Source organism: Companilactobacillus versmoldensis DSM 14857 = KCTC 3814 (assembly GCF_001434295.1).
Lineage (GTDB): Bacteria > Bacillota > Bacilli > Lactobacillales > Lactobacillaceae > Companilactobacillus > Companilactobacillus versmoldensis.
In genome coordinates this window covers 62,231-88,092 of sequence record NZ_AZFA01000003.1, presented here as the reverse complement: position 1 = coordinate 88,092, position 25,862 = coordinate 62,231, and the positions used below count along the sequence as shown (strand labels likewise).

Genomic DNA, 25,862 nt, shown 5'->3' with positions numbered 1-25,862 from the left:
CGTTTAATAATCAATAGTGTTAATTGGTAACCAGAATTTATGACTAGTTGTTTCAAAATGGATTGCAAATTCGTGTTGTCCTAATTCTTCACCATCCATTTGACCGTGTTCAATGTGTTTGTCGTAAACGGTAAAACTAGGTTCTTGGATGTACCAGACGTTTTTGTCTTGTAAATGACTCCCGTTAGTAAGCAATTTGACGAATAGCTTTACGAAAGTTTTACCTGTAATCTTGTTGACTACGACGAGATCAAGCTTGTGATCAAAAGGATTGGCTTTAGGATCGATTGCGATACCACCACCGAAGTAGGGATGATTGGTTGCTGTGACGATATAAGCATTATCAAAATCTTTGCTCTGACCGTTATATTCGACTTTGATTGGAAAACCTTTTTGAAGACGAATAACTTTGATCAAGGATGAGACATAGGAAAGCGTTCCTAATCGTAGATGATTCAAAATGTTTTTACGTTTGGAGTGGTTGGTGTAATAAACCGTACTTGCATCAAAACCGATCCCGATATTATTGACAAAATAATTGGTGACTTTTGTTTTCAAATTTGAGGCTTTGGCAACATCGATTGAAACTGGTTTTTCCATCGCTAAGATCTTTTGTAGTAAGATTAAAGGCTTTTGTTTCTTGATTTTGATCCCGCGACTGAAATCATTACCAGAACCGCTTGGGATGTAAGCTAATGGTGTGTCAGGATGATTTGACTGCATGACGCCATTGAGTGACTGATTAAGAGTTCCGTCGCCACCAATGACTAGGATCATTGTAGCTGGATCTAACCCATCAGCTAAAATTTTGGCTATCATAACGCCATCACCATCTTGTTTAGTTTGATGCATCTTGAAGTTGATATCATTTTTGCCTAAAAATTCAGCAACCTTTTCCCATGAATCTTTAGATTGTCCATTACCGGCTTTTCGGTTATAAATGACTTCCAATTTTTTTATCTTGGCCATAATTCTGGTAAGACTCCTTATTCCAAATAAAAAAACAGATCAATAATCTGTTTTTTGATCTGTTTAAATTGAAGTTGAAATTAACATTGGTAAAATCACAGGGTTTCTAGCTGTCCGTTTATATAAGAAATCTTGTAACCCATCAATAATGATTCGTTTTAGATGAGCCTCTGTGACATTGGCTTCATCGTCATCAAAGGCATTTTTGATCAAATGGAAAACTCGTTTCTGAGCATGATTGATCAATTCACCTGATTCACGCATGTAGACAAATCCACGAGAGAGAATATCTGGTCCAGCAAGCACGATGTGTTTCTTGTAATCGATAGTTGCAACGACCACGACCATACCTTCTTCAGAAAGTAATTGACGATCATGGATAACAACGTTTCCAATATCACCGACACCTTTACCATCGACATAGACGTCTCCAGCAGGGAAGTGACCGGCACGATGAGCTGAGTTTTTAGTTAAAGCTAGTACGTCACCATTTTCCATTAAGAATGAATGGTCTTGTGGGACGCCACATAGTTCAGCTAATTCAGTATGGATCTTCAACATCCGATACTCACCGTGAATTGGCATAAAGAATTTTGGCTTCATCAAACGGAGCATCAGTTCTTGTTCTGTTTGACCACCGTGACCTGAAGCATGGATATTGTTTACTTTCCCATGAATTACTTCGGCACCAGCTTCAGAAAGTTGGTTGATCAAGTGGTTAACACTGATTGTGTTACCAGGAATAGGGTTACTTGAAAAAATAACAGTATCCCCAGGTTGGATAGTGATTTGGCGGTGAGTACCATTGGCTATTCTTGAAAGAGCAGCTAATGGTTCACCTTGTGATCCTGTACAAAGGATCAGGGTTTCGATCGCTGGTACGTGATTGAGTTCATGAGGATCAATCATCATTTCATCTGGAATATTTAGATATCCCAATTCACGACCATTTTCAATCGCAGATTCCATACTTCGTCCAAAAACAGCAATTTTTCTACCTTGTTGAATAGCTGCATCGACAGCTTGAGAAACACGATAGATATTTGATGCGAAGGTAGCAAATATTATCCGACCTTGAATAGTTTCAAATATTTGGTGAATCGTTAATCCAACTGAACGTTCTGATTTTGAGAAAGTAGGGATCTCAGCATTTGTACTATCAGACATCAATAATAAGACGCCTTCTTGTCCCAAAGCTGCCATTCTTTGAAGATTAGGTGATGGCAAGCCAGCAACAGGCGTCAAATCAAACTTGAAATCTCCAGTCTCAACGATGATACCTTCGGGTGTATGGACTGCAACACCTAATGTATCAGGGATAGAGTGGGTAGTTCTAAAGAATGAAACGCTTGTTTTAGGGAACTTGATTACTGAATCTTCGCTTAAAACATTCAAATTTGTTGATTGTAATAAGCCATGTTCTTCAAGTTTACCCTTGATCAAAGCACATGCTAATGGGCCAGCATATACCGGAATGTTTGGCAACTTTTGAAGAAGATAAGGAATACCACCAATGTGGTCTTCGTGACCATGGGTGATGAATAGACCTTTGATTTTATCTTGATGTTCTACTAAGTAACTATAATCAGAAATTACATAGTCAATACCTAATAGTTCATCTTCAGGAAATTTAATACCAGCATCAATAATGATCAATTCATCTTGGTATTGAACTCCATACATGTTCTTTCCAATTTCGCCAAGGCCCCCGATGGCGAAAACAGAAACTTCATTGTTTTTAACTTTTAAAGTCATTAATTAAAACTCCGTGAGTTTGAAATCAGGACTTTGCTTTTCGTATTCAAGATGTTTTTCATCTAATTCTTGAATTAATTCAATGTCATAATTTGTATTATTTTCAACTGCTTCTCTTACATCGATACTTGATTCAGCGTCCATGTATAGGGAATGTGTGTATTCACGACGGGGGTTATCTTGAGATGTTTCTTGATATAAAACTTTGTATATCACTATAATTTCTCCTTTTGGTTGATTCAAAATAAATTTTTAAATGTTTTTATTTAATTAAGTTTTTTTCAGTCCATTTGGTTGAGTAATCAACAAGTACCACAATTTTAACATATATATAATTGCAAGTATACTTTATAGACCGTCATTAATGCGCCAAATTAGGAAATGACGATTGTGCTTGGATCAACTTCGAAAGGATTCTTTTTATTGATCTTGTCATAATATAAATGACCATTTAGATGATCTATTTCATGTTGACAGACGATAGCAGGGTAATCTCTGACACGCAATGTCTGAGAGTTTCCGTCAAAATCATCATATTTGATAGTGATACGGTCGGCTCTGGGTACAAATCCAGGAACATCTTTGTCAACGGATAGGCAGCCTTCACCCTGATCTAAAGCTGCATTTTGTACTGAGTTACGAACAATAACAGGGTTGATCAAAGTGATTTTAAGTAATGGCTTATCAGGTTCTTCCTCATTAGGTACCAGAACTGAAGCCATCATTTTGGATACACCAACTTGTGGTGCGGCCAAACCAACGCCAGCGCGTAATTGGTGTTTTTCAGCGAATTCTTCATTTTGACTATTAACTAAATACTCCATCATGTCGTGAGCTAATTTTTTATCCTCATCGCTAAGAGGAAACTTAACGTCTTGGCTGACCTTTCTTAAAACCGGGTCACCATCGCGGACGATATCTTTCATTAAATACATAATTGCCTCCTGAAATTAACTAGTAACTACATTATAAAGTACTTGAGTAATTTTTTTTACTAAATTAAATTATTTTCTTTGACCGATTAACAATTTTCAAAAATTAACTTGTATGGTAGAATCGCATTGTGTGGCAAATGAACACGTTTACATAAAAATACTTGCAAAAAGTTCATTGAGGCTAACAAATTTTAAAGGGGGATTACTGAAAATAAAACAAATATTTTAATATTTTTTTCATTGTTTTGATTATTAATCCAGATATTGGTTGGTTTAATGGTCAAGACCAATTATGATTAAGCTGTATTATAAATTGATTTTTTGGAGGACTGTAAAATGAAACTCATTGACTACGGTGTTAGAGATGATGAAAGACCATACATTGAAGAATGGTCTAAGGATAATAATGTTGAAGTTAAAATTGTGTCAGATTTATTGAATCCCCAAACAATTGAACAGGCAAAAGGGTTTGATGGTGTTGTTGCTTATCAACAGCTACCATATGAACCTGCAATTTTTGACAAAATGCATGATTTTGATATTCATGTTTTGTCATTACGTAATGTCGGTGTCGATAATGTACCATTTGATGCTTTAAAGAAAAATGATATCAAATTGACGAATGTTCCTAGTTATTCACCAACTGCGATTGCTGAATATTCAGTCACTGGCCTGATGATTTTACTAAGAAGCATGAAATCAATGATCAGAAAAGTTGATAAACATAATTTCAAATGGGCACCTGATATCGGACGTGAATTAAACGAACTGACTGTTGGTGTTGCCGGAACTGGTCGGATCGGTCGAGCAGCTATCAAAATTTATCAAGGCTTTGGTGCTAAGGTGCTTGCTTTTGATAAGTATCAAAATCCAGATATTGAAAAACAAGGACTATATGTTGACTCATTAGAGGAATTGTTACAGAAATCGGATGTTGTGACACTTCATTTACCAAGTTTAGGCAAAGGAAACACTGTCATCAATAAAGATACGATCAAGGGAATGAAAGATAATGCGATTGTTGTAAATACTGGGCGTGGTGATTTGATCAATACTCAGGATCTTTATGATGCCGTCGTTTCAGAAAAATTGGCTGGTGCCGTTTTGGATGTATATGAAAATGAAGTTGGGATTTTCAATACAGATCGCAGTTCAGAACAATTAGATGATCAACTTTTGAGTAAGATGATCGATAATCCTAAGATTATCGTGACACCACATATTGCCTTTTATACAACTACCGCTGTAAAGAACATGGCAACGATCTCACTCGATTCAATGATGGATGAATTGAACAACGGTAAATCTGATAATGAAATCGATTTAAATTAAAAATGAAAATTGTTACAGAAATGAACTTGTCTTTTCTGTTAACAATGATAAACTAAAGTTATTGAAAACCCTTACAAAAATTTGTGAGCGTTTTAGCTTTTTATGGAAGGAATGTGAATAATGGCAAATAAATCAGTTGTTGATTTTGAAGCAATTAAGAAAGACTTGGCAAATTTACCTAAGCCAATTCAGATTTTGGATGAAAATTCTAAGGTAGTGGATCAAGATGCATTTGATTCATTCTCTGATGACGACTTAGTTGAATTTATGAAAAAGATGGTTTGGGAACGTGCATTGCATGAACAAACTATGAACTTCTCTCGTCAAGGACGGATGGGATTTTATGCTCCGACCGAAGGTGAGGAAGCATCCGAGATGGGTACTGTTTTGGCAATGAAGAAACAAGATTACCTACTCCCTGCATACCGTGACGTTCCACAACTTATCCAACATGGTGCTACTGTTACTGAAGCTTACCTTTGGTCACGTGGCCACGTGTTAGGTAATGAATATAAAGCAAACTCAATGATGCCACAAATCATTATTGGTGCTGCATATGATGAAGCTGCCGGTGTTGGTTTGGGTATCAAGAAGAACAAGGAAGAGGACACTATTGCCTTCACTTATACAGGTGATGGTGGTACTTCTCAAGGTGATAGTTATGAAGGTATGAACTTTGCCGGTGCTTATCAAGCTCCTGTACTGTTCATCGTTCAAAATAATGGTTTCGCTATTTCTACTCCTAGGAAGAAGCAAACTGCTGCTCCTGCACTATCACAAAAAGCCGTTGCTGCTGGTATCCCAAGTGTTCAAGTAGATGGTATGGATATCTTGGCTTGTTACACAGTTGCTAAGGCTGCTCGTGATTACATCACAGCTGGAAACGGTCCAGTTATGATTGAAACGTTGACTTATCGTTACGGTGCTCACTCAAGTGCTGGTGATGATCCAAAACGTTACAGAACAGAAGAAGAAGTCAAACCTTGGCATGAAAAAGACCCACTCATTCGTCTAAGAAAAGTCTTGGAAGATAAGGGACTTTGGTCAGATGAGCAAGAGGATAAACTCGTTGAAGAGTACAAAGCTTCATTTAAGGACGATATCAAGGAAGCTGATGCAGCTCCTAAGGATGAAGTCTCAGATATGTTGAAACGTACTTTCGAGATCCCAACTCCAGAAATGAAGCAAGAAATCGAAAAATTTGAAGCAAAGGAGTCGAACTAATAATGTCAAAGAAAACCTATATTCAAGCAATCACTGATGCTTTGGATATCGTTTTGGAAGACGATCCAAAGACATTGATCTTCGGTGAAGATGTCGGTAAAAACGGTGGTGTTTTCAGAACCACTCAAGGCCTACAAGACAAGTATGGCGAAGATCGTGTTTTCGATACTCCTTTAGCTGAATCAGGTATTTTAGGACTAGCTACCGGACTTGGACTTAAAGGGTTCCGTCCAATTCCAGAAATTCAATTCATGGGATTCTCATTTGAAGCCATTGACCAAATTGCAGGTCAACAGGCTAGAATGCGTTTCCGTTTCAACGGCAAACAAACTTCTCCAGTAACAATCCGTACACCTTATGGTGGTGGTACACATACTGCTGAAATGCACGCTGATAATTTGGAAAACTTCTTTACAGGTGTTCCAGGATTACGTGTTGTAATGCCAAGTAATCCATATGATGCCAAAGGATTATTGATCTCATCTGTTGAAAATAATGACCCAGTTATGTTCTTGGAAAACTTAAAGTTATATCGTTCAATGAAAGATGATATTCCTGATGGCAAGTACACAGTTCCTTTGGACAAGGCAAATGTTGTTCAAGAAGGAACAGATTTAACTATCGTGGCTTATGGTGCCGAGGTAAACGAAGCTAAAAAAGCTGCTGAAACTTTGGCAAAAGATAATATTTCTGTAGAAATCATTGACTTGAGAACTGTTTCACCAATTGACACAGCTACTATCTTTAAGTCATTGGAGAAGACTCATAAAGTTGTTGTTGTTCAAGAAGCACAAAAGATGGCAGGTGTTGGAGCACAAGTTGCTTCCGCAATCTCTGAAGATGCCATCCTCTCTCTCGATGCACCAATTGGTAGAGTTGCCGCTCCAAATAGTGTTTATCCATTTGCACAAGGTGAAGATTATTGGATTCCAGGCGCAGATGAAATTGTTGAAAAAGCAAATGAAATTTTAAACTACTAATTTTTTAATGCATAGAAGGGAAGGGTTCTAAACATGGCCTTTAAATTTAAATTACCTGAATTAGGTGAAGGAATGGCCGAAGGTGAAGTTGCTAGCTGGCTTGTTAAAGAAGGAGATCAAGTTAAAGAAGATGATTCTTTAGTTGAAATCCAAAATGATAAATCAGTTGAGGAACTACCTTCTCCTGTATCCGGTACTGTTAAACAGCTTGTAGCACAAGAAGGAGATACTGTTGAAGTGGGTGACACTTTGATCGTGATTGACGATGGATCACCAGATACTCCTGATGATGACGCTCCAGCTGCTAAAGATGATTCAGCATCTGAAGATAATAAGGAAGAAGCTCCAGCAGAAGACACTGCTGACAAGACTGCAGCACCTGCAGCTGCAACTGGTTCTGCCGATAAGAACTATTTGGCAATGCCATCAGTTCGTCAATATGCACGTGATAAAGGCGTAGACCTTTCAACCGTTTCTCCATCTGGGAAACACGGTCAAATCACAAAGGCCGATGTTGACGGTGCTCAAAGTGGTGCCACATCAGCTGAAGGAGCTTCAGCTGATGCATCGACTGCAAAGACTACAACAGCCGAACCAGTTAAACCATACAAATCAGAAACACCTGAACTTGAAACACGTGAAAAGATGTCTATGACTAGAAAAGTCATTGCTAAAGCTATGCGTAGCAGTAAAGATATTGCACCACATGTTACAAGTTTCGATGACGTGGAAGTTTCAGCATTGATGGCAAATCGTAAGAAATATAAGCAAATGGCTGCCGATCAAGATATCCATTTGACATTCTTACCATACATTGTCAAAGCTTTAGTTGCTGTTATGAAAGCATATCCTGAATTCAATGCATCAATTGATAATACAACTGATGAAATTGTTTACAAGCATTACTTTAATGTTGGTATCGCAACTAATACCGACCATGGTCTATACGTTCCAAATATTAAGAACGCTGATTCAAAGGGTATGTTTGAAATTGCTAAAGAGATCACTGAAAATTCGCAAGCTGCCTATGACAATAAATTAAGCATGGACAAGATGTCCGGCGGATCAATTACTATCAGTAATGTTGGCTCAATTGGTGGTGGCTGGTTTACACCAGTTATCAATCAACCAGAAGTTGCTATCTTAGGTGTCGGTAAAATTGCAAATGAACCATATGTCGATGACGATGGCAATATTCAAGTAGGTAAGATGCTCAAGCTATCATTAAGTTATGATCACAGATTGATTGATGGTGCTTTGGCACAGAATGCATTGAATCTATTGAATAAGCTTCTACATGATCCAGATATGTTATTAATGGAGGGTTAGTTTAAAAATGGCAGAAAATGTGATTGAAAAAGATACAGTTATTATTGGTTCAGGTCCTGGTGGATATGTTGCTGCCATCCGTGCATCTGAATACGGTCAAAGCGTTGCTGTGATCGAAAAATCTGATACCGTTGGTGGTGTATGTCTAAATGTTGGATGTGTTCCTTCTAAGGCATTGATCGCTGCAGGTAATAGATTAAAGCAAGACCGTGATTCATCGGTTTATGGTATTACAACTACTGGTGCAGAAATTGACTTTGCTAAGACTCAAGAATGGAAGCAAACAAAAGTCGTTGATCGTATGACTAATGGTGTTCAAATGTTACTTAAGAAACACAAGGTTGAATTGATCAATGGTGAAGCTTATCTTGATAGCAATACTCAATTAAGAGTCATGCCAAGTGGCCCACGTCAATTTATGGACAATGGTGGCGGCCAAACTATCAAATTCAAGAATTTGATTTTAGCCACAGGAAGCCGTCCTGTTGAGATCCGTGGTTTCAAATTTGGTAAACGTATCATCGATTCTACTGGTGGTTTGAATTTACCAGAAATCCCTAAGGAATTCGTCGTTATCGGCGGTGGTTATGTTGGATCAGAATTAGCTGGTGCATATGCTGATTTGGGTGCTCACGTAACAATTCTTGAAGGTACTGGACAAATTATTCCTAACTTTGAAAAGGATATGGTTTCAATCGTTAAGAAGAGTTTGGAAGCTAAAGGTGTAACAATCATCACAAATGCCATGGCTAAAAAAGCCGAAGAAACTGACAATGACGTTACTGTTACTTATGAAGTCGACGGTAAAGCTGATACAGTTAAAGCTGATTATTGCATGGTTACAGTTGGTAGACGTCCAAATACAGACAATTTTGGTTTGGAAATGACAGATGTTAAAACTGATGATCATGGATTGATCGAGGTTGATGAACAAGGCCGTACTTCTGTTGATAACATTTATGCCGTTGGTGATATCGTTGCTGGACCTGCTCTAGCTCATAAGGCCTTCTTTGAAGCTAAAGTTGCTGCTGGTGCAATTTCAGGTAAGAACACAGCTAATGACTTTATTGGAGTTCCAGCTGTCTGCTTTACTGATCCAGAGTTGGCCAGTGTTGGCTTAACAAAGGAACAAGCAAATGATAAGGGAATTGATACAAATGTTGCCAAATTCCCATTTGCTGGTAATGCACGTGCGGTTTCCTTAGACGAAGCTGAAGGATTTGTTAGATTAGTTGCCGACAAGAAGACTGGTACTTTGATTGGTGGTCAAATCGTTGGACCTGGTGCAAGTGAATTAGTTTCTGAATTGAGTTTGGCAATCAATTGTCAATTAAATGCAGAAGATGTTGCATTAACAATTCATCCACATCCAACACTTGGCGAACCAGTTCAAGAAGCTGCTGATATCTTGATTGGTTATCCTACACATATTTAAAGTTTATTAAAAGCGATGCAATTGCATCGCTTTTTTTGTATAGTAAAGAGGTAAGGGATGGAGGAGATCGACATGAGACCGAATTATAGTTACCCGCTTGACAGTGAATGGTCTGAGCAAGATATTGTTGATGTAATTGCTTTATATAATGCAGTTGAGGCCGTATATGAAACTGGAATAAAAAAAGATACTTTTATGGATAAATATCGTCAATTTTGCCGCGTTGTGCCAATGAAAATGGAACAAAAGCAACTTGATCGTCAATTTGAGGAAGAATCCGGTTATTCAATTTATCAAGCTTTTAAACAAAGTCGCTCCACACCAAGTAACGAGAAAGTCAGGCTTCATAATGAAAGAAAAAAGTCAAGAAATAGATAATTTTCTGGTTGGACTACTTCATGATGTAGTTAGCAAACTAGTAAAAGAAGTTAAAATGAACAAGAATGTTAACACTAAGTCTGGTCCCAATGATTTAGTGACAAATTTTGATAAATCAACTGAGAAGGGGATTGTTGAAATAATTAAAGAACACTATCCAGATTCCTCCGTTGTAAGTGAGGAAGGTTTTGGTGACGATATCAAGTCGATGTCTGGCTTGGTCTTCTTTGTTGATCCAATTGACGGAACGATGAATTTCGTTAAATGTCATGATAGCTTTGCTTCGATGGTCGGAGTATATTTAGATGGTGAGCCATTTGTAGGAGCTATCATCAATGTCATGCAAGATAAGATTTACCATGGTGGCCCAGAGCTAGGTGTCTTTGAAAATGATCAACGATTGTCTGAGCCAATCAATCAGGAATTAAAAGAAGGCCTAGTGGTCATCAGTGGACCGATGGTACTGAAAAATTATTTGAATACCCAAGATGTGGTTGGTAAGAGTAGTGGTATTCGGATTTTTGGTTGTGCAGGAATAGTTTTTGAACACTTATTGACTGGAAAAGAAATTATTTACATGTCATACTTGAAACCATGGGACTTAGCAGCTGGTCGAGTTCTTTGTGAGAGCTTGGGTTTGAGCGTTGCAAGAGTTGACGAGAAGCCCGTTGATATGCTACAATCACAAGTCGTAATAGCTGGTACAAAGAAAGCAGTTTCAGAAGTACTCAAGACAGTTAAAATTTAGCTTAAACTGTGAGTTACAATCACAGTTTTTTTATTGCAAGTTATTCAATCACTGTTATATGGAAGGAAGAAGTAATTTGACTAAAAGAAGAGAAGATATTAGAAATATTGCTATTATCGCCCACGTTGACCACGGTAAGACTACTTTAGTTAACGAAATGTTAAAACAATCAGATACATTAGGGGAACATTATCAAATCCAAGATCGTGCCTTGGATTCAAACGCAATTGAAAGAGAACGTGGTATCACAATCCTTTCCAAAAATACAGCGGTTGATTATAAGGACAAAAAGATTAATATTTTGGATACACCAGGACACGCCGATTTCGGTGGTGAAGTTGAACGTATCATGAAAATGGTTGATGGTGTATTGCTAGTTGTTGATGCTTATGAAGGAACAATGCCACAAACACGTTTCGTTCTTAAAAAAGCTCTTGAACAACATTTGACACCAATCGTTGTTATTAATAAGATCGACCGTCCAGGTGCTCGTCCAGAAGAAGTTGTGGATGAAGTTCTTGAATTGTTTATCGAATTAGGTGCTAACGATGACCAACTTGAATTCCCTGTTGTTTATGCTTCAGCTATCAATGGAACATCAAGTTATTCATCAGATCCTGCAGATCAAGAACACACAATGGTTCCATTGTTTGATACTATCATCAAGACTATTCCAGCTCCTGTTGACAATTCAGACGAACCATTACAATTCCAAGTTGCCTTACTAGACTACAACGACTACGTTGGTCGTATTGGTATTGGACGTGTCTTCAGAGGTAAGATTAAAGTTGGTGACTCCGTTACAGTTATGAAGTTGGACGGTTCGACGAAGAACTTCCGAGTTACTAAGTTATTTGGTTTCATGGGCTTGGATCGAGTAGATATCACTGAAGCTAAAGCCGGAGACCTAATTGCTGTTTCTGGTATGGAAGATATTTATGTTGGTGAAACTGTTACGCCAGTTGACCACCAAGAAGCTTTGCCATTATTGAGAATTGATGAACCAACACTACAAATGATGTTCCTGCAAAACGACTCTCCATTTGCTGGTCGTGAAGGTACAGAAGTTACAGCTAGAAAGATCGACGATCGTTTGAGAAGACAACTTCATACTGATGTTTCTCTTAAGGTTGAAGATACTGGTACAGCTGGTACATGGATGGTTTCAGGTCGTGGTGAACTTCATCTTTCGATCCTTGTTGAAGAAATGCGTCGTGAAGGATTTGAATTGCAACTTTCACGTCCAGAAGTTATCTACAAGAATATCGATGGTGTCAACAGCGAGCCATTTGAGGAAGTTACAATCGATACACCTGACGAATACGTTGGTTCCGTGATTGATTCAATGTCACAAAGAAAAGGTGACATGGCTAACATGGAAAGTACTGGAAATGGCCAAACTCGTTTGGTATTCTCAGCCCCATCACGTGGTTTGATCGGTTATTCAACAGAGTTCCTTTCAATGACTGGTGGTTATGGAATCATGAACCACACATTTGCTGAATACAAGCCAGTTGTTAAGAATTGGGAACCAGGTAGAAGAACTGGTGCTTTAGTTTCAATCAACCAAGGTCCATCTACTACATATAGTTTGCAATCAGTTGAAGATCGTGGAACATTATTTATCGGTGCTGGTGTTGATGTATACGAAGGTATGGTCGTTGGTGAAAGTAATCGTGACCAAGATATCGCGGTTACTGTTACTAAAGGTAAGAACCTTACAAATACTCGTGCTTCTGGTAAAGATCATGCTGCCGCTATCAAGACTCCAAAAGATATGTCACTTGAACAATCAATTGAATTCTTGAACGAAGATGAACTTTGTGAAGTAACACCTAAGACTGTTAGACTTCGTAAGAAGATTCTTGATACAAATGAACGTAAAAAGTATGACAAGCAACGTAAAATGTCAAAAAAGGCTTAATTTAAGTTAAGCTACTAATGTTAGGTTAAAATGAATGAGTATCTCATAAAAATGAGGTACTCATTTTTTTTGAATATTATATTTGATAAACTATTGATGGTAGTAACGATAATTTGATTGGTGGTATAATCTTATTATTAGATTTCGGGAGTTTGAATGTGAAAAAATTAAAATTTATTGACCTGTGGATCGTTATCCCGTATCTCATCTTGCTGGGGATCGGAGTAGTTATGGTCTATTCAGCAAGCTTTTATAATAATATGGTAAATGGCGGAAGCACCACCCAATATTTAGTTAAACAGGCTTTTTATGTTGTTCTGGGACTGATTCTTTGCTATATAGTTTTTTCCTTGAGGCTCAGTATCTTGAAAAGCCGCGGGATTTTGTCAGTCTTAGGATTAATTACTTTGATATCATTGATAGTTCTGCTTATCATGGGAGTAGTTAATCCAAGTAGCCGTGTTAATGGTGCTTCAGCTTGGCTGACGTTAGGACCGATAAATTTTCAGCCTTTAGAGTTAGCTAAGTTAGTTTTTGTACTATATCTGGCCTTAGTATTGTCCAATAAGGAGCAACGTTTAACTGATGCAAAATTTGGCCATATTATCGGTGATAACTGGCGTCAAATTGCTTTTCTGTTGGTGATTATTTTATTGGTTGGAATTCAACCTGATTTTGGTGGTGCGTTCATTTTAGGAATCATCACCTTGGTAATGATCTCCGCATCATCGATTCCCACGAAAATCATTTCTATTCTCGATGGCAGTATCGTGGCAGCAGGGGTAGTATTTATGAGTGTGGTTTTAATATTTAAACCGTCATTTTTGATCAGCGGTTATAAGTATCAACGGATCATGGCCATGCTGCATCCGTTCCAATTGGAACAAAAGGCTGGTGCACAGCTGGTCAATTCCTTTTACGCAATAAGTAACGGTGGTATCTTTGGTGTTGGGTTAGGTAACAGTATTCAAAAAAGAGGTTACCTACCAGAACCACATACTGATTTTATTTTGGCAATTATTAGTGAGGAATTGGGTGTCATAGGTGTTTTAGTGGTCCTAGGATTGCTAGCTTTGATTATTTTCCGACTTCTATTGGTGGGATTACGCACAAAGAATACATACACATCATTAGTTTTATATGGAATAGCAACAATCTTCTTCACACAAATTTTCTTAAATGTTGGTGGATTGTTAGGGTTTATTCCCTTGACCGGTGTTACTTTACCGTTTATTAGTTATGGTGGTTCCAGTATGATGATTTTATCGGTCGCTTTAGGGATCGCATTAAATCTGGAAGCTACTGAAAAGTTTCAAAGTAAAAAGTTAAGGTGATTCAATGTTTGAAAAAACTGAACGCCAGGCTATTTATGTCTGGTTGTATTCGATGAAATGGAAACGTAAACTACAAAGATTTGGAACAATTTATTATTCATCACCAAAAATGAAATATGTCATAATGTACATCAATTCCGATCGTGTAGCTAAAGTAAAAAGTGAATTGAAAACAAAAAAATATGTTAAACGGATCTCCATGGCACACCGAAAAGAGTTAGATGAACACTTTGCCATGAAGATCCCCGAAAAAAATTCTGAGAGAGAAGAATAAATGAAGGTAATTTCAGGTTCGTTTCGCGGTTTAAACTTAAAACCAGTTCCCGGTAAAAATACTCGGCCAACCTCCGGTAAAGTAAAGGAGGCCATGTTCAGCATGATAACTCCTTACTTTAAACAAGGGATTGCCCTGGACCTATTTGCTGGGACTGGTTCTTTAGGTATAGAAGCAGTTTCAAGAGGGTATGAGAAGGCTTATTTAGTAGATAAGGCCTATAAGGCAATCAACGTTATTTCCGAAAATGTTGAAAAAACTAGACATGCGGAGCAATTCAGCATCATGAAAAGATCTGCTAATGATGCTTTGCTCTCCTTTTCTGAACAGTCTCTTAAATTTGATTTGGTATTTTTGGATCCACCATATCGGATGAAGATCACCGAGGATTTGATCAAAACAATGATCGACAATAATTTATTGGCTGATAATGCAATTATTGTTGATGAAACTGACTACGATGTAGATTTGGTCGGTCTTGGAAGTGTGGAATTGTTAAGAAAAAAAGATTATAAAGATACAAAGGTCGTTTTGTATAAATTTGGAGGTAACTAATGTCTCAAAGAATTGGACTCTATGCGGGTAGCTTTGATCCAATCACAAATGGTCATGTTGATATTATCAGACGAGCAGCAAAACTATTTGACAAGCTTGTAGTTGCTCCGATGACTAATACATCAAAAAAATATTTGTTTACTTATGAAGAAAAGAAGCAATTTATCGAGGAAGAAACCGCTGATTTGGATAATGTGGTCGTTATTGATGGTGAAGATAAATTGACGACTGTCTTAGCCAAAGAGCAGGGTGCTCACTTTTTGGTTCGGTCGATGCGTAATGCTGATGACTTTGGCTATGAATCTGGTGTTTCTTCGATAAATCGTGCAATTGATGATGATATCGAAACGATATTTTTCATTTCTGACAGCAAATACAGTACTATTTCTTCTTCGATGATCAAGGAAGTTGCTAAGTTTAATGGTGATATCACTAAATTTGTTTCTCAGCACGTAGCAGTGGAGTTAACTAAACGAGTACAGAAGGGAAACTAACAAGTTGAAATTTAATAAATCTCGGAATAAGATACTCGGTGGAATTTTTATAGTTGTTTTGGTTGTATTATTCTTCTATTTTCCAACCAATTATTATATCGAAGTCCCTGGCAGTGCGGAGTCGACTTCGCAATACGTCAAAGTTGATGGTAAACATGATAAATCAAAAGGTGATTTATTGTTAACGACAGTTGGATTAACTAAGGCAACACCATATTTTTTGATTAGAGCTTTAGGGAATGATTTTGAGACGGTCACACCTCAACAAGCATTAATGGGGGATGAAGATAGTCAACAGTATTTCCAAGTTCAGCAATATTATATGAAATCAGCTACCAATAATGCCATCCAAGCAGCATACAGTAAGACCCACAAACCTTTTAAGAAGGTCTATAAGGGTGTTTATATCATGGATGTCACCAAAAACTCTGATTTCAAAAACAAATTGAAAATCGGTGACACTATCAATTCGATTAATGGTTATAAATTCAAGAGTTCCACGCAATTTATTAACTATGTAAGAAAACAAAATAAAAATTCCCATGTTTCAATTCAATTCGTTCGTGATGGTAAGACTAAGACTACTAGCGGTAGCTTAGTTAAATTGGCCCAAACTAAGCGATATGGATTAGGTATAACGTTGACCGATGATTCGGTGGCGAAAGGTGATCCGCCGACCTCGATCAATGCTGGTGAAATTGGCGGTCCATCGGCTGGACTGATGTTCACCTTACAAGTATATTCACAGATCAGTCATCAAAATCTTAAAAAAGGTCGAATAGTCGCCGGTACCGGTACTATCATTCCTGATGGCACAGTTGGACCAATCGGAGGGATCGACAAGAAGGTTTATGCTGCTTCAGCTGAAGGGGCTATGATTTTCTTTGCACCCAATGATCCAGTAACTAAGGAAATCAAGAAATATGATCCTGATTACGTTAATAACTATCATTTAGCTAAACAAGCTGCTAAAAAAATTCATACTAATATGAAGATCGTGCCAGTTAAGAATTTGAATGATGCTATTAGTTATTTGAAAAAATAACTTTATTACATAAAATAATTTAAGCTCCAGTTGAAAATTCAACTGGAGCTTTTTTTGCAATCATCTCAATTTTTTGCGTAATTTAGTTTTGAGGTGATGAAATGGATAAAGTAATAGAGGTAATCAAAGAGAATAAAATCATTATAGGAGTTCTTAGCATTTTGGTAGTTGGTTATTTTGTAGTTCATCAAATGGAGCAACCAACTAAACCATCTGAACCAATGGTATCTAAGGTGAATCAAGTTACATCGGAAAAGGACAGTAAGATAAAATCTTCGCAAAAAGGAAATAAAATTTTAGTTATTGACATATCAGGAGCAGTCAATAAACCTGGAGTATATCGTTTGTCTAATGGTTCGATCGTCCAAGATGCAATCCAAATGGCTGGTGGTCTTAGTCAAGGCGCAGATATTCATCAATTGAACCAGGCTCAAAAAATAACTGATTCAATGAAAATTTTTGTTCCTGAAAAAGGAGAGACTCCTCCAACAGCAACAGCATCGCAGACGTCATCTAGCACTGGAGGCAGTGAACAAAAGGTCAATTTAAATTCAGCCACTCCTGATGATTTCAAGAATGTTCATGGAATCGGTCCTAAAAAAGCCGAAAAAATTTTCAATTATCGACAAAAAAATGGTAATTTTTCCAAAATAGAAGATTTGAAAAAGGTCGGTGGATTCGGTGATAAATCGATTGAATCATTGAAGGATTCTTTAACAGTCTAGTGAAAAATTTTTGGATTTTTCCAGCTTTGTCGGTAACAGTTCTTTCAACTTGGTTTTTTACTGATGTTAAATGGATCTCAGCAATAATCCTTCTTTTATTGATGGTCAGGATAGTTTGTTTGAAAAAAACACCTATTATGATCGTCACAGTATTATTTTTGCTGATTTTTGGCGGATATTTTGTGGTCGTCAATTAAAAAATTATTCACTATCAAAATTTCGGCCATGAGAATCAAACACAGCAAGTTAAATTTTTGCCTGATAAATTAAAAGTCAATGGTGACTTGCTGAGTGGCCAAATTGATAATGGACGTAATAAAGCACAATTTTTCTACTGGCTGAAAACTCCCTTTGAAAAAAGTCGGTGGCAAAGTGATAAAACGGTTCAGTCTGCGGTTATAAAAATCAAAACGATAAAAGAAATTGATGGAGCAAGGAATCCCGGAGAATTTGATTTTAAGAGATATTCTAATCATCATCATGTATTTCAAACAGTCGAAATCGACAAGATAACTAATTTACGGATTGCTGAGCCTCATGATTTGACGGGATGGATCTATCAGGTTCGGATCAGTTTCATTAATTATTTGCAGCAACTGCCGAAATGGCTTCGAATACACACGCAAAGCTTACTGGTAGGGTACAGTGGTCCAAATGATAACGGTGTTTTGCAAACATTGAGTGTTTTAGGGATCATTCATCTGTTCAGCTTGTCAGGACTGCACGTACTTTTATTGATTACGATTTTAAAAAAAATTACTTCGGCACTTCATATCACGATTGAGTTCATCGACTGGATCTTATTATTGATATTGCCGATATTTGCGATCTTTGTAGGTTTAAAAACAGGTATCTGTCGTGCAGTGGTTTTATCGATCGTGACGATTATTTTGAAAAAATTTTCGCTTAAATCTTCAAAATTAGATATATTTGCTTTAACTGTGTTGATTTGTTTATGGATTGATCCGTTTGCTCTAATTGAGATGGGCGGTCAGTTGAGCTTTGTTCTGGCAGGATCACTATTATATTTGACAGCTAAAAGTATTTTTGAGTCGACTTTAAAAATGAATCTTGTTAGTCTGCCCATTATTTGTTTCTATACTTATCAATTTAATCTACTAATTTTATTGATGAATATTGTTTTTGTCCCGATATTCATGTATTTGATTTTGCCAACCACCATTCTGGCAGCCATCTTCCCAAGTTTTTTATCAATCTGGAATGTTTTTAATGATATTTTCTCGTACATGTATTCACTGATGGATCGATTATCCCAATTATCAGAATTGAATCTTGTGATTGGTCAATTTCCCATTGTCATAGTGCTGGTGTTATTGATCCTAGCTTTATTGCAGCTTAATCAGGAAAGAATTTGGCGCCGACCATTAAAATATTTTTGCCTTCTGTTTATATCGACAGTCATTTATATCAAAATCCCTATATTTGGCAGTGTTTCAATTATTGATGTTGGCCAAGGTGATAGTATTTTGGTTACTACGCCGGGGTTTCGCAAAATAATCTTAATCGATACAGCAGGTAAATTGGGTTTCCCCCAAAAGCCTTGGCAAAAAAGGATTACCAATGATCAAGTTAAACAGTCAACGATTCCTTACTTGCATTATCGAGGTATAAAAAAAATCGATGAAGTTTTTCTATCACATAAAGATGTCGACCATATTGGCAATTTAACAACTTTATTGGATAGTTTCCCAGTCCAACGAGTCAATTTTGGGATCGGTTTAGAGCAAAATAAAAGGATAAAAGATACTATCGACAAGCATCCTCAAATTATTTTCCAAAAACGAAAAAGGGGCGATGATTTTCAAATCGGACGTAGCAATTGGCAGGTTTTGTGGCCTAACAAGAAAAGTATTGGTGAGAACGGTGATTCTTTGACACTGTTATCCGAGCAAGGAACTAAAAAATGGTTGTTTACTGGTGATCTCGATATAGAAAATAAAAACAAGATTTTAGAATTAGGTGCTTTTAAAATAGATTATTTAAAAGCCGGACATCATGGGTCTAAAACTGCCAGTGGGGATAAATTACTTGATCAAACCAGGCCTCAAATAGCGTTTATTTCTGCGGGACGCCATAATCGATACGGCCATCCTAATAAAGAGACTTTATCACGTTTGAAGGAGCATCAAATCAAAAGCTTGAACACGGCCGATTGTGGTATGATTACTTGGTATTATTATCCATTTGGCCATGAGCGCCTAACAACGTTTTTGAGGAAGAATTAAATGAAATTAACTGAACTAAAGCAACAACTAAAAAAGGGGCAGATCGAACCAGTATATTATTTGACTGGACAAGAGTCTGCCTTCATTAGTCAGATTCAAACGGCTTTCAAGCATTTATTGACTCCAGAGGAAGCAGAAATGAATTTCTCTAGCTTTGATTTAGAGGATGTTCCTCTAGCTGATTTAGTAGGTGAAGCCATCTCTGCACCGTTTTTTGGTGAACGTCGATTAGTCTTTGCTGACAATCCTTATTTTATGACGGCTGAGAAAAAACGACATACAGTTGACCAGGACCCAGATGTTTTGATCAAGTACATTCAGCATCCTGCACCCTCGACTGTACTAGTCATTTTTGCTAATTATGAAAAATTAGATGCTAGAAAAAAAATCAATAAGCAATTGAAGAAAAACGCCGTGAATGTTGAAGCAGGTAAGTTGGATAATCATTTACTTGCAAAGACTCTTCAAAGTCAATTGGCAACTGAGAACTTCAAAATTGAACCTCAGGCGCTAGATCTCTTGATCTCTAAAACAAAAGGCAGTTATTCGGATGCGCTTAATCAACTCAATAAGCTGAAATTATATGCTTTACGGACGAAGACAATTGACCAAGCGGCAGTTGATCAGTTGGTTCCACAAAGTCTAGATGATAACGTCTTTGACCTAATGAATCAGATCCTGCAGAAAAATATCACTCAAGCAGAAGAATTATACCGTCAATTTCTTTTACAGAAGATCGATCCAATTTTATTGACAGCTATTTTCACATCTCAATTACGATCGTTGATTCAAACCAAAATATTGAGTCAGAAGGGTCTGAGTGAGTCTACAATAGCTAAGCAATTGCGGATACACCCTTATCGAGTCAAAATGTCTTTACAACAATCCAGAAAATTGAAGATCAGTCAATTAGTCAATATGTTTCATCAAATAGTAGAGCTGGATTATCAAGTTAAGTCTGGACAAGGTGATAAAGAATTATTGTTCGACCTTTTTATTGCCAAATTTGCCTAAAGCATTCAAAAAGGGCCAATCATTATGATTGGCCCTTTTGAGGGTAAAAAAAATAAGCAACAAATATGCTGCTTACAAATTTATTAGTTTGCTTGTTTTGAAAGACGTGACTTGTCACGTGCAGCCTTATTAGCTTTAATCAATCCTTTTGATTTAGCCATATCAATTGCACGGGCAGCTGTTCTGTATAAGTCTTCTTTATTGTCACCATTGTTTGCAACAACTGTTTCGAAGTTCTTGATTGCAGAACGCATAGCACTTCTTTGTGCGTTGTTGCGAAGGTTAGCTTTTTCGGCAGTCTTTACACGTTTGATAGCTGATTTAATTTGTGGCATTTATTTCACCTCCGATTACCTTTTGTTATAAACACAATACGTGTATTATACCTAAGGTCAGCACGCAATGCAATGAATAGTTCAAAAAAACTATCCTTGAAAAAAGTTGCTAAATATAGTAATGTTTATATCTGTGTTAACCATCACTCTGTTAAACGAGTCACCAACGTTTTGCATAGTATGGCTAAATAATATAGGAAAAGGTGAAAAAGCATGGCTATTTCAAAAGAAAAAAAGAACGAAGTTATTAAACAATATGCACGTAAAGAAGGAGACACAGGTTCTCCAGAAGTTCAAGTTGCTGTTTTAACTTATGACATCAACGCATTGAACGCTCACTTGAAGACAAACAAGAAAGACCACCATTCATATGTTGGTTTGCTTAAGAAGATTGGTCACCGTCGTAACTTGTTATCATACTTGAGAAACAAGGATGTTCAACGTTACCGTGAATTGATTAAGTCATTAGGTTTACGTCGTTAATAAAATTGTTATCAAAAGGAGACCCTGCGGGTCTCCTTTTTTATTATGTTTTTATTGTACTTCACAATGTGCTAGAATATTACTCAGGTATAGCTCAAGTAGTCTAAATGGACTTAAAAAAGCGCAAAATAATTTTGTGATCTATGCTATTTTTATGAAATGAGAGATGAAAAAATGAGTCAAAAAATTAAAATTATGATTCTAAGTGGCGTACGTGAGACTGGAAAAAATATGTACGCTGTTGAAGTAAATGATGAAATTTATATTTTAGATATTGGATTACAATATCCAGATAACGATTTATATGGGATCGATGTTGTTGTTCCTGATATGACTTATATTAAAGAAAATATCCATAAAGTCGTTGGTATCTTCTTGTCCCATGGACATGCTGATGCTATTGGTGCACTTCCTTATTTGGTTGGCGATTACGATATCCCAGTCTTCGGTGCCAAAATGACAATTGAACTTGCTAAGATTGTCTGTTCAAATGATCCTCGAAGCAAGAAATTTAATAATTTCCATGTAATCGATGAGAAGACAGCAATTGATTTTGCTGAAGCAACAGTATCCTTCTTCAAGACGACTCACTCAGTTCCTGATTCATTAGGTACAGTCATCAAGACTCAAGAAGGCGAGATTGTCTACACAGGTGATTTCAAGTTTGATCAGGCTGCCTTACCATTGTACAAGACTGATTTAGGTCGCATTGCTCAGATTGGTAACGAAAACGTTATTGCTTTATTGAGTGACTCCGCTAATGCTGAATCACCATATGAAAATTCTAACGAAACTGATATTTATGATTATATCCTCGATACATTCAGCTATCATGAGGGTCGAATCATCGTTGCTCAAGTAGCATCAAATATTCAACGGATGCAACAGATCCTTGATGCAGCTGATAAAACACATCGACGAGTTTATTTATCTGGCATGGATGCTGAGAAGATTCTTAAAACAGCAATGAAGCTCTGGTATTTGGAAATCAAAAATAAAGAACTACTCGTTACTAACAAAGAATTGTCAAAAATCGATCAAAAAGATTTAGTTGTGATCGAAACAGGTAAAATGGGTGAGCCCATTAAGTTGCTGCAAAAGATGGCAAATCCATCCGCAAAAACTAAATTTAATATTGAAAAAGGTGATTTAGTCTTTATTGCTACGACGCCGTCACACTCTCTAGATACGACTTTTGCCAAGACAAGAGATATGATCTACCGGACCGATGCTGAGGTCAAGGCATTAGGGGATGATATGCACCCTTCAGGTAACGCTAATAAGACTGATCTTCAATTGATGATAAATCTGTTGAAACCAGCTAACGTTATCCCAGTTCAAGGTGAATATCGTTTACTCGATTCACATGCTAGGATCGCCCACGAAACAGGTATTCCTTATCAAAACATTTTCCTAACTAAAAAAGGCGATGTTTTGAATTATGAAAATGGTCAATTCTATATCGGTAAAGGAATCGATGCTGGAGATACGATGATCGATGGTATCGGTGTTGGTGATATTGGTAGTATCGTTTTACGTGATCGTGAACTATTGGCTGATGATGGTGTTTTCATTGCTGTTGCCACGATTGACAGGAAAAAGAAAAAAGTTGTTGCTAAGCCAAAGATCACTGCACGTGGTTTCGTTTATATGAGAACCAGTCGTGATTTGCTTAGCGAGAGTTCAGACTTGATCGTTAAGGAAATTACCGATTACTTGCAAAATAGTAAGGATTTTGACTGGTCAGACTTGAAACAGGGCGTTCGTGAGAAACTAAATCATTTCTTATATGAACAAACAAATCGTCACCCAGTGATTTTGCCTGTTATTATGGAAGTTAATCAAAACAGACATCGTAAATCAAAAAGTAAATAAGTATAATCAGCACAATACTTTGTAAAGAATGATTTAAGAGAAGCTAGGACTTTTTGTCACAGCTTTTTTTATTATAACGAGGTAAAAAATGGACGATTCAAATAATCTAAAAAGGATATTAGATCAAGCTGATGATGCATTTGATAAGGGAAATTGGCAAGATGCTGTCGATTTGTACTCACAAGCGTACAGCATCAAGCAGACTTTTTTGATCAATCAAGGATTGGCTGCTGCCTTACTAAATCAAAAAGATGCTGATCAAGCTGAAGCAGTGATCTTGGATTACTTCAATTACTATTTGAGTGATCCCGATGCTGCTAAATTAGCAGTGGACATCGTCGTGGAAAATAATGATTATTTATTAGCCAATCAGATGCTCCATTTTTATAAAGAAAACAAGTTATCGACGATCCAACAAAAATTTGTGGATGACTTCAAAGCACGGGTCCAATTATCAGAGGAGCGTCATATCCGTTCATTTAAACCAAAAATGAAGGAGATCAAGGCTAAAATCAGTTCGATCGTCACAATGAATGTGGTCGATCAGATCCAGTTAATCAGAAGCCTTCGTGAGTTTGATAAGAAAAACTATTTAGATTGTGTTAAGTTATTACTTCAAAATCCTTTGTTACATCCACTACTTAAAAGTGAAGTTTTGGAGAATGTTTTCAAATTGGGGATCGATGAAGAGTTGAATATCTCCTTTTATGGTGAGAACAAGACTTGTAACCCGATCCGCTTAAAACCCATCATGTCGACTGATGTTTATTTAGCGATGTGTGATGAGTTGGAGAAACAATTGATCGATACTGAAAATCAAGTTCAACTTGAAAATCTGCGAAGCGAGCTTTCACTTTATGCTGCAATGGTCTATCCATTCGGTTCTGAAATAATTAAGGATCCTTCCCTATGGACAAAAGTATTCCTGATGCGGTATGGTTTATTAGACGAATCACAGGTAAGTGAAAGTTCAGAACGCAAGAAAGTTGAGAACTGGATCAAACGATTTGATTCGTTGATCAACTCTTTTCAGCAATAAATTAAGAGTTTTTATCAAAAGGGTGTTTACAATTTAAAGCACGCCCCGTATAATCCAAAGAGTATATTTTTAGTTGGTGATTTGAGCTGAATACCTTTGCTTTCACCTCTGAAAGTAGTATAATTTTTCAGTAAAGAGCCGTCTAGAGAACATTTTCTTTGGATAATCTTATGAAATGAAATTTTAGGAGGATTCTTTGTAATGGCAGAAAAAGAACATTATGAGAGAACTAAGCCCCATGTAAATATTGGGACAATTGGTCACGTTGACCATGGTAAAACTACACTTACAGCCGCAATTACAAAGGTTTTGGCTGACAAAGGTTTAGCTAAAGCTGAAGATTACGCTGATATTGATAAGGCCCCAGAAGAAAAGGAACGTGGGATCACAATCAATACTGCTCACGTTGAGTATGAAACTGAAAAGCGTCACTATGCACATATTGATGCTCCAGGACATGCTGACTACGTTAAGAACATGATCACTGGTGCTGCTCAAATGGATGGTGCCATCCTTGTTGTTGCTGCTACTGATGGTCCTATGCCACAAACACGTGAACATATCTTGCTTGCTCACCAAGTTGGTGTTGACTACATCGTTGTCTTCTTAAACAAGACTGACCTTGTTGACGACCCTGAATTGGTTGACTTAGTTGAGATGGAAGTTCGTGAATTACTTTCAGAATACGATTACCCTGGGGATGACATTCCTGTAATCCGTGGTTCAGCTTTGAAAGCTCTTGAAGGTGATCCAGAACAAATCAAAAATGTTGAAAAGCTTCTTGATGTTATCGATGAATATATCCCAACACCAAGTCGTGAAAACGACAAGCCATTCTTGATGCCTGTTGAAGATGTATTTACAATCACTGGACGTGGTACTGTTGCTTCTGGTCGTATCGACCGTGGTGAAGTTAAAGTCGGTGATGAAGTTGAAATCGTTGGTTTGAAACCAGAAATCGAAAAATCAACTGTAACTGGTCTTGAAATGTTCAGAAAGACATTGGATCTTGGTGAAGCCGGAGATAACGTTGGTGTTCTTCTTCGTGGTATTAACCGTGATCAAATCGAACGTGGACAAGTTCTTGCTAAACCAGGTTCAATCCAAACACACAACAAGTTCAAGGGTGAAGTTTATATCTTGACAAAAGAAGAAGGTGGACGTCATACTCCATTCTTCTCAAACTATCGTCCTCAATTCTACTTCCATACAACTGATGTTACAGGTGTTATCGAATTACCAGACGGCGTAGAAATGGTTATGCCTGGTGACCAAGTAACATTTGAAGTTGACTTAATTGCCCCAGTTGCTATTGAAAAGGGTACTAAGTTTACTGTTCGTGAAGGTGGACGTACTGTTGGTGCTGGTGTTGTTACAGACATCATGGACTAATCTGAGACTAAACTGGAATTTTTTAAAAAGTCGAGACTTTGG

At 37.2% G+C, this 25,862-nt stretch carries 25 protein-coding genes; 20 read left to right on the top strand and 5 right to left on the bottom strand.

Annotated features, from left to right (window positions below):
* Positions 1–3 precede the first annotated feature (3 nt).
* The 4 genes from FC27_RS02790 to def all read right to left on the bottom strand — a co-directional run bounded on the left by FC27_RS02790 (position 4) and on the right by def (position 3,659).
* A complete protein-coding gene (locus tag FC27_RS02790) occupies positions 4–969 on the bottom strand; it encodes a diacylglycerol/lipid kinase family protein (RefSeq protein WP_010623834.1) in 966 nt (321 codons plus the stop codon).
* Between the two features lie 63 nt (positions 970–1,032).
* Complete coding sequence (gene rnjA / locus FC27_RS02785) at positions 1,033–2,724, bottom strand: ribonuclease J1 (RefSeq protein WP_010623833.1); 1,692 nt, start codon at positions 2,722–2,724, stop codon at positions 1,033–1,035.
* A gap of 3 nt (positions 2,725–2,727) precedes the next feature.
* Positions 2,728–2,940: a DNA-directed RNA polymerase subunit epsilon gene (locus tag FC27_RS02780; protein ID WP_010623832.1), complete on the bottom strand. Its 213-nt coding sequence runs from the start codon at positions 2,938–2,940 to the stop codon at positions 2,728–2,730.
* Between the two features lie 158 nt (positions 2,941–3,098).
* Entirely contained in the window at positions 3,099–3,659 is a 561-nt protein-coding gene (gene def, locus FC27_RS02775; protein ID WP_010623831.1) for a peptide deformylase, read from the bottom strand.
* Positions 3,660–3,995: 336 nt separating this feature from the next.
* Here def and FC27_RS02770 point away from each other — a divergent pair, with 336 nt between their 5' ends.
* The 16 genes from FC27_RS02770 (at position 3,996) to holA (ending at position 20,696) form a co-directional block, all read left to right on the top strand.
* Positions 3,996–4,991: a D-2-hydroxyacid dehydrogenase gene (locus FC27_RS02770; RefSeq protein WP_010623830.1), complete on the top strand. Its 996-nt coding sequence runs from the start codon at positions 3,996–3,998 to the stop codon at positions 4,989–4,991.
* Positions 4,992–5,111: 120 nt separating this feature from the next.
* Positions 5,112–6,215 (top strand): thiamine pyrophosphate-dependent dehydrogenase E1 component subunit alpha, encoded by a 1,104-nt coding sequence (locus tag FC27_RS02765; RefSeq protein ID WP_010623829.1) that lies wholly within the window; start codon positions 5,112–5,114, stop codon positions 6,213–6,215.
* A 2-nt stretch (positions 6,216–6,217) separates the two neighbouring features.
* The gene (locus tag FC27_RS02760) at positions 6,218–7,195 is read left to right on the top strand and encodes an alpha-ketoacid dehydrogenase subunit beta (RefSeq protein ID WP_010623828.1); all 978 of its coding nucleotides are present in this window, start codon (positions 6,218–6,220) and stop codon (positions 7,193–7,195) included.
* A gap of 33 nt (positions 7,196–7,228) precedes the next feature.
* Positions 7,229–8,524, top strand: a complete 1,296-nt coding sequence (locus FC27_RS02755) for a 2-oxo acid dehydrogenase subunit E2 (RefSeq protein ID WP_010623827.1) — start codon at positions 7,229–7,231, stop codon at positions 8,522–8,524.
* A 7-nt stretch (positions 8,525–8,531) separates the two neighbouring features.
* Positions 8,532–9,959 carry a dihydrolipoyl dehydrogenase gene (gene lpdA, locus FC27_RS02750; protein WP_010623826.1) on the top strand — a complete coding sequence of 476 codons (1,428 nt, stop codon included), beginning with the start codon at positions 8,532–8,534 and terminating at the stop codon, positions 9,957–9,959.
* Between the two features lie 72 nt (positions 9,960–10,031).
* Entirely contained in the window at positions 10,032–10,337 is a 306-nt protein-coding gene (locus FC27_RS02745) for a UPF0223 family protein (protein ID WP_010623825.1), read from the top strand.
* Positions 10,309–11,085, top strand: coding sequence for an inositol monophosphatase family protein (locus FC27_RS02740; RefSeq protein ID WP_010623824.1), 777 nt, complete (start codon positions 10,309–10,311; stop codon positions 11,083–11,085). The genes FC27_RS02745 and FC27_RS02740 overlap by 29 nt, the downstream gene beginning before the upstream one ends.
* Positions 11,086–11,161: 76 nt before the next feature.
* Entirely contained in the window at positions 11,162–13,009 is a 1,848-nt protein-coding gene (typA, locus tag FC27_RS02735; protein WP_010623823.1) for a translational GTPase TypA, read from the top strand.
* Positions 13,010–13,167: 158 nt separating this feature from the next.
* Complete coding sequence (locus FC27_RS02730) at positions 13,168–14,343, top strand: FtsW/RodA/SpoVE family cell cycle protein (protein WP_010623822.1); 1,176 nt, start codon at positions 13,168–13,170, stop codon at positions 14,341–14,343.
* 4 nt (positions 14,344–14,347) lie between these two features.
* Complete coding sequence (locus FC27_RS02725) at positions 14,348–14,617, top strand: DUF2129 domain-containing protein (RefSeq protein WP_010623821.1); 270 nt, start codon at positions 14,348–14,350, stop codon at positions 14,615–14,617.
* On the top strand, positions 14,618–15,172 hold the full coding sequence (rsmD, locus tag FC27_RS02720; RefSeq protein ID WP_010623820.1) for a 16S rRNA (guanine(966)-N(2))-methyltransferase RsmD: 555 nt from the start codon (positions 14,618–14,620) through the stop codon (positions 15,170–15,172). It abuts the gene before it with no gap.
* Positions 15,172–15,666: a pantetheine-phosphate adenylyltransferase gene (gene coaD / locus FC27_RS02715; RefSeq protein WP_010623819.1), complete on the top strand. Its 495-nt coding sequence runs from the start codon at positions 15,172–15,174 to the stop codon at positions 15,664–15,666. Before rsmD ends, coaD begins: the two co-directional genes overlap by 1 nt.
* A 4-nt stretch (positions 15,667–15,670) precedes the next feature.
* Positions 15,671–16,711, top strand: coding sequence for a SepM family pheromone-processing serine protease (locus FC27_RS02710; RefSeq protein ID WP_010623818.1), 1,041 nt, complete (start codon positions 15,671–15,673; stop codon positions 16,709–16,711).
* A 101-nt stretch (positions 16,712–16,812) separates the two neighbouring features.
* Positions 16,813–17,436 carry a helix-hairpin-helix domain-containing protein gene (locus FC27_RS02705; protein WP_010623817.1) on the top strand — a complete coding sequence of 208 codons (624 nt, stop codon included), beginning with the start codon at positions 16,813–16,815 and terminating at the stop codon, positions 17,434–17,436.
* Positions 17,437–17,690: 254 nt separating this feature from the next.
* The gene (locus FC27_RS02700; protein WP_056938065.1) at positions 17,691–19,682 is read left to right on the top strand and encodes a DNA internalization-related competence protein ComEC/Rec2; all 1,992 of its coding nucleotides are present in this window, start codon (positions 17,691–17,693) and stop codon (positions 19,680–19,682) included.
* On the top strand, positions 19,683–20,696 hold the full coding sequence (gene holA / locus FC27_RS02695) for a DNA polymerase III subunit delta (protein WP_010623813.1): 1,014 nt from the start codon (positions 19,683–19,685) through the stop codon (positions 20,694–20,696). It begins immediately after the preceding gene.
* 83 nt (positions 20,697–20,779) lie between these two features.
* On the opposite strand, the gene rpsT is transcribed toward holA, so the two are convergent.
* Positions 20,780–21,031, bottom strand: coding sequence for a 30S ribosomal protein S20 (gene rpsT / locus FC27_RS02690; protein WP_010623812.1), 252 nt, complete (start codon positions 21,029–21,031; stop codon positions 20,780–20,782).
* Positions 21,032–21,244: 213 nt separating this feature from the next.
* Between rpsT and rpsO the strand changes: the two genes are divergently transcribed.
* The 4 genes from rpsO to tuf all read left to right on the top strand — a co-directional run bounded on the left by rpsO (position 21,245) and on the right by tuf (position 25,820).
* Positions 21,245–21,514, top strand: coding sequence for a 30S ribosomal protein S15 (gene rpsO, locus FC27_RS02685; RefSeq protein WP_010623811.1), 270 nt, complete (start codon positions 21,245–21,247; stop codon positions 21,512–21,514).
* A 174-nt stretch (positions 21,515–21,688) separates the two neighbouring features.
* Positions 21,689–23,389 carry a ribonuclease J gene (locus FC27_RS02680; protein ID WP_010623810.1) on the top strand — a complete coding sequence of 567 codons (1,701 nt, stop codon included), beginning with the start codon at positions 21,689–21,691 and terminating at the stop codon, positions 23,387–23,389.
* A gap of 88 nt (positions 23,390–23,477) precedes the next feature.
* The gene (locus FC27_RS02675) at positions 23,478–24,428 is read left to right on the top strand and encodes a tetratricopeptide repeat protein (protein ID WP_010623809.1); all 951 of its coding nucleotides are present in this window, start codon (positions 23,478–23,480) and stop codon (positions 24,426–24,428) included.
* Positions 24,429–24,629: 201 nt separating this feature from the next.
* A complete protein-coding gene (tuf, locus tag FC27_RS02670; RefSeq protein ID WP_010623808.1) occupies positions 24,630–25,820 on the top strand; it encodes an elongation factor Tu in 1,191 nt (396 codons plus the stop codon).
* Positions 25,821–25,862: the final 42 nt, after the last annotated feature.

Excerpts from the sequence above, each read along its gene's own strand:
- tuf (WP_010623808.1), top strand. The coding sequence starts at position 24,630 with ATGGCAGAAAAAGAACATTATGAGAGAACTAAGCCCCATGTAAATATT.
- def (WP_010623831.1), bottom strand. The coding sequence starts at position 3,659 with ATGTATTTAATGAAAGATATCGTCCGCGATGGTGACCCGGTTTTAAGA.
- FC27_RS02790 (WP_010623834.1), bottom strand. The coding sequence starts at position 969 with ATGGCCAAGATAAAAAAATTGGAAGTCATTTATAACCGAAAAGCCGGT.
- coaD (WP_010623819.1), top strand. The coding sequence starts at position 15,172 with ATGTCTCAAAGAATTGGACTCTATGCGGGTAGCTTTGATCCAATCACA.
- FC27_RS02755 (WP_010623827.1), top strand. The coding sequence starts at position 7,229 with ATGGCCTTTAAATTTAAATTACCTGAATTAGGTGAAGGAATGGCCGAA.
- rpsO (WP_010623811.1), top strand. The coding sequence starts at position 21,245 with ATGGCTATTTCAAAAGAAAAAAAGAACGAAGTTATTAAACAATATGCA.
- FC27_RS02745 (WP_010623825.1), top strand. The coding sequence starts at position 10,032 with ATGAGACCGAATTATAGTTACCCGCTTGACAGTGAATGGTCTGAGCAA.
- FC27_RS02765 (WP_010623829.1), top strand. The coding sequence starts at position 5,112 with ATGGCAAATAAATCAGTTGTTGATTTTGAAGCAATTAAGAAAGACTTG.
- lpdA (WP_010623826.1), top strand. The coding sequence starts at position 8,532 with ATGGCAGAAAATGTGATTGAAAAAGATACAGTTATTATTGGTTCAGGT.
- rnjA (WP_010623833.1), bottom strand. The coding sequence starts at position 2,724 with ATGACTTTAAAAGTTAAAAACAATGAAGTTTCTGTTTTCGCCATCGGG.
- FC27_RS02770 (WP_010623830.1), top strand. The coding sequence starts at position 3,996 with ATGAAACTCATTGACTACGGTGTTAGAGATGATGAAAGACCATACATT.
- FC27_RS02725 (WP_010623821.1), top strand. The coding sequence starts at position 14,348 with ATGTTTGAAAAAACTGAACGCCAGGCTATTTATGTCTGGTTGTATTCG.
- FC27_RS02705 (WP_010623817.1), top strand. The coding sequence starts at position 16,813 with ATGGATAAAGTAATAGAGGTAATCAAAGAGAATAAAATCATTATAGGA.
- rpsT (WP_010623812.1), bottom strand. The coding sequence starts at position 21,031 with ATGCCACAAATTAAATCAGCTATCAAACGTGTAAAGACTGCCGAAAAA.
- FC27_RS02680 (WP_010623810.1), top strand. The coding sequence starts at position 21,689 with ATGAGTCAAAAAATTAAAATTATGATTCTAAGTGGCGTACGTGAGACT.
- rsmD (WP_010623820.1), top strand. The coding sequence starts at position 14,618 with ATGAAGGTAATTTCAGGTTCGTTTCGCGGTTTAAACTTAAAACCAGTT.
- FC27_RS02740 (WP_010623824.1), top strand. The coding sequence starts at position 10,309 with ATGAAAGAAAAAAGTCAAGAAATAGATAATTTTCTGGTTGGACTACTT.
- FC27_RS02675 (WP_010623809.1), top strand. The coding sequence starts at position 23,478 with ATGGACGATTCAAATAATCTAAAAAGGATATTAGATCAAGCTGATGAT.
- FC27_RS02760 (WP_010623828.1), top strand. The coding sequence starts at position 6,218 with ATGTCAAAGAAAACCTATATTCAAGCAATCACTGATGCTTTGGATATC.
- holA (WP_010623813.1), top strand. The coding sequence starts at position 19,683 with ATGAAATTAACTGAACTAAAGCAACAACTAAAAAAGGGGCAGATCGAA.